This window comes from Paracoccus sp. PAMC 22219, assembly GCF_000787695.1.
In the GTDB taxonomy this organism is placed as follows: Bacteria; Pseudomonadota; Alphaproteobacteria; order Rhodobacterales; family Rhodobacteraceae; genus Paracoccus.
The window spans coordinates 1-2,788 of sequence record NZ_BBPH01000246.1; the positions used below are offsets into that span (position 1 = coordinate 1).

Here is a 2,788-nt window from a genome sequence, read left to right on the forward strand (position 1 = left end):
GGCGATCGGTCCTGATCCGGACGAACTCGACGTGAACCCCCGTGCGCGGTCCGCGCTGCTGCGCGTGGGCATCCGCACCGATGCCCCTGCGGGCGAGGTCGATGCCCGGTCGCTGGCCATGCCCCATCTTCCGGGAGGTGGCTGATGCGGTCGTTGACCTATCTGGGCTGCGTGCTGGTGGTGATGGGCCTGGCCTTCTGGGCCTATCGCGAAAACTATGCCACCCAGGCCGCCATCGGAGAGATGTCTCAGGTTCAGCGCCAGATCGCTGGCCTGCGCGAGGAATTGGGCGTGCTGCGGGCCGAATGGGCGTTCCTGAACCGTCCCGACCGGCTGCGCCAGCTGGTCGATCTGAATTTCGACCGTCTGGAACTGGGTCCGGTCGAATCGGGCCAGTTCCTGGACCTGGACCATATCGACTATCCCAAGCCGCCCCCGCCGCCCGATCTGGTCAGCGACCTGCTGCCCGAAACCGACCCTGCCGAGGAGTCTCAGCCATGATCCGCACCCCCCTGCGCCCCCTGGCCCGCATCCTGAGGGCCCGCGAACGCGGCGAGAATCCCGACGACATCGAGGCCGAGAACCGCCGCCGCCGCCACGAAGAGATCCAGGACCGCGCCCGCAGGCGTGCCGAGGGTCGGCTGGTGGTCATGGCGGGCTGCTTTCTGCTGGCCTTCGGGACCGTCGCGGTGCGCATGGGCACGCTGGCCTCCAGCGAGGCCGCCGAACCCCGCGCGCAGGTGCTGTCGTCGCAGATCATCTCTCAACGGGCGGACATCACGGACCGGCGGGGCAGGGTGCTGGCCACCAACCTGCTGACGCATTCGGTCTATGCGCACCCGCACCAGATGGTCGATCCGATCGGCACCGCGCAGGGCCTGGCCGCGATCTTTCCCGACCTGGACGTCCAGCGCCTGACCCGTGATTTCACCGGCGACCGCAAGTTCATGTGGATCAAGCGCAAGATCAGCCCCGAACAGATGCAGGCCGTCCATGACCTGGGCGAACCCGGCCTGCTGTTCGGCCCGCGAGAGATGCGCATCTATCCCAATGCCGACCTGGCAAGCCACATCCTGGGTGGGTCCGGTTTCGGCAACGAGGGCGTCAACAGCGCCGAGGTCATCGGCGTCGCGGGCGTCGAGAAGGCGTTCGACGCCTGGCTGCGCGATCCCGGCAACGAGGGCGCGCCGCTGGCGCTGTCCATCGACCTGACGCTGCAGCAGGCGATGGAGGACGTGCTGTGGTCGGGCATGAACGTCATGAACGCCAAGGGCGCCACCGGCATCCTGATGGAGGTCAAGACCGGAGAGATCCTGGCGATGGCCAGCCTGCCCGATTTCGACCCCAATGACCGCCCCCGCCCCCTGCTGACCGGAGAGCCGTCGGACAGCCCGCTGTTCAACCGCGCGGTGCAGGGCCAGTACGAGCTGGGTTCGACCTTCAAGATCTTCCCAGTCGCGCAGGCGCTGGACCTGGGGCTGGTCAATCCGGCGACCGGGATCAACGCCGCCGCGCCAATGCGGATCGGGCGGTTCCTGATTAACGATTTCCACAACTATGGCCGAGAGCTGAGCGTGACGGACGTGATCGTCAAGTCCTCGAACGTGGGGACGGTGCGCATCGCGCAGATGATCGGGCCCGATCGGCAAAAGGATTTCTTGGAAAAGCTGGGCCTGTTCGCGCCGACCCCCATCGAGATGGTCGAGGCGCCCACCGGCCAGCCGCTGGTGCCCACCCGCTGGCCCGCCGTCACCTCGGCCACGGTCAGTTTTGGCCACGGGCTGGCAGCCAGCCCGCTGCACCTTGCGGTGGCCTATGCGACCATCGCCAACGGCGGCAAGCGCGTGACGCCGACGCTGGTGCATGGTCGCCAGCGCCCCGAGGGTGAACAGGTCATGTCGCCCCGCGCCGCGGCGATGGCCGTGGACATGCTGCGCCAGGTCGTCACCCGCGGCACCGCCCGTCAGGCCGAGGTTCCGGGATACGAGGTCGCGGGCAAGACCGGCTCTGCGGACAAGCCCCGCGCCGCGGGCGGCTACTATGAGAACAAGATCATCGCGAGCTTTGCCTCGGTCTTTCCGGCCAGCGACCCGAAATACGTGCTGATCACCATGCTGGACGAACCGTCGACGACGATAAACGGCACAAGCGTGCGCACCGCGGGCCATACCGTCGCGCCCGTCGCGGCGGAAATGGTCCGCCGCATCGGCCCGCTGCTGGGGCTGGAGCCGATCACCGACGAAATCCTGCCGACGATCACCGCGCGGTTCGAACCGCGTGTTGAACCCGACGAGGAGGCTGCGGTAAGGCTCGTCGCAAATCAATGACGGGTGGGACTGTGGACAAGGACGACGTGACGCTGTCGCAGCTGGGGCTGCGCGCCCCCGGTGGGCGTGACCCGCGGATCACGGGGCTGTCCATCGACAGTCGCATGGTCAAGCCGGGCCACCTGTTCGCGGCCCTGCCGGGATCGGCCGTCCATGGCGGCGAGTTCATCCAGTACGCGCTGCGCATGCAGGCCGCCGCCGTCCTGACCGACCGCCAGGGCGCCGAGATTGCGGCCGACGTGCTGGCGGGCTGGGACGGTGCGCTGATCGTGGCCGAGGACCCGCGCGCGGCCTTGGCCGGGGCCGCGTCCCTGTGGTTCGCCGATCAGCCCGACCATGTCGTGGCCGTCACCGGCACCAGCGGCAAGACCAGCGTGGCCAGCTTCACCCGCCAGATCTGGCAGGCCCTGGGCCACAAGGCGATCAGCCTGGGCACGATGGGGGTCGAGGGCGATCATCAG

General features: G+C 68.4%; 3 protein-coding genes and 1 pseudogene. All 4 read left to right on the top strand.

The window, feature by feature from the left end:
* Positions 1 to 145, top strand: a pseudogene (locus tag TY51_RS22330) (16S rRNA (cytosine(1402)-N(4))-methyltransferase); the annotation flags it as partial.
* A complete protein-coding gene (locus TY51_RS19605) occupies positions 145 to 501 on the top strand; it encodes a cell division protein FtsL (protein ID WP_042252996.1) in 357 nt (118 codons plus the stop codon). The pseudogene TY51_RS22330 and the gene TY51_RS19605, both read left to right, overlap by 1 nt.
* Complete coding sequence (locus tag TY51_RS19610; RefSeq protein ID WP_042252997.1) at positions 498 to 2,327, top strand: penicillin-binding protein 2; 1,830 nt, start codon at positions 498 to 500, stop codon at positions 2,325 to 2,327. The genes TY51_RS19605 and TY51_RS19610 overlap by 4 nt, the downstream gene beginning before the upstream one ends.
* A partial coding sequence (locus TY51_RS19615; RefSeq protein WP_231559165.1) for a Mur ligase domain-containing protein occupies positions 2,324 to 2,788 on the top strand: 465 nt, incomplete at its 3' end. The genes TY51_RS19610 and TY51_RS19615, both read left to right, overlap by 4 nt.

Coding starts and splice junctions, on each gene's coding strand:
- TY51_RS19610 (WP_042252997.1), top strand. CDS start 498: ATGATCCGCACCCCCCTGCGCCCCCTGGCCCGCATCCTGAGGGCCCGC.
- TY51_RS19605 (WP_042252996.1), top strand. CDS start 145: ATGCGGTCGTTGACCTATCTGGGCTGCGTGCTGGTGGTGATGGGCCTG.